Source organism: Gammaproteobacteria bacterium CG11_big_fil_rev_8_21_14_0_20_46_22 (assembly GCA_002796245.1).
Taxonomy (GTDB): Bacteria; Pseudomonadota; Gammaproteobacteria; order UBA12402; family UBA12402; genus 1-14-0-20-46-22.
This window is the reverse complement of sequence record PCWT01000012.1, coordinates 24,058-24,629: the sequence shown is the minus strand read 5'-3', so window position 1 is coordinate 24,629 and position 572 is coordinate 24,058. Positions and strand designations below refer to the sequence as shown.

At 39.9% G+C, this 572-nt stretch carries 1 protein-coding gene (running past one end of the window); it reads left to right on the top strand.

Translation table 11 applies throughout. From position 1 onward, the window contains the following. The first annotated feature begins 347 nt into the window (after positions 1-347). On the top strand, positions 348-572 hold the 5' portion of the coding sequence (locus COV52_01315) for a hypothetical protein (protein PIR11967.1). Its footprint extends 57 nt past the window's final position; the window shows 225 of its 282 coding nt (coding positions 1-225); its start codon is at positions 348-350; its stop codon lies beyond the right edge, outside the window.

Below are 572 nucleotides of genomic sequence, written 5' to 3'. Positions count from 1 at the left end.
ATTGATTAACAAGAAAGATCACCAAGCTTGACTGAACCACATAGAAGCCCAAGCGCTCCCAAAGCTCGAAGACAGAACATATCAGCAAACCTTCGGGCTGCCTGCCTTTATTTAAACCCATGATTTTCTCAAAAGATCAAACCTAAAAAAATCATTTCACAGAATGGAAGAATAATCTCCAAAAGAATTTTTCGGCAAATTCACGAACTAAACTCTTCCCAAGCATTCTGTTCGGTCGTTTATTTGATTTATCGCCCAACAAAGACAACACTGATACTAGGGCGTGCCCCAAAAATCGAAAAAGAGAACTTAACCGAATGAAACGATGCTGCGCTCTACTGATAGGAATGATTTTTTCAGCGGGGCTTTGCAAAAGCCCTGTGTTTCATGGAGTCAATAACAGCCTTCTTTACGCTGTATATAGCGAATCGATGGTCAAAAAATTTGAAATAAAAGGTGTCTACACAGAGAAGCTGCCTAAAAAGATGTTCTCCATTTACAAAATTCATTATCCAGACTTACACGCTTGCTACCTGGGCGTTTCAATGCTTGAAAGCTACTTTAGGGTCTGT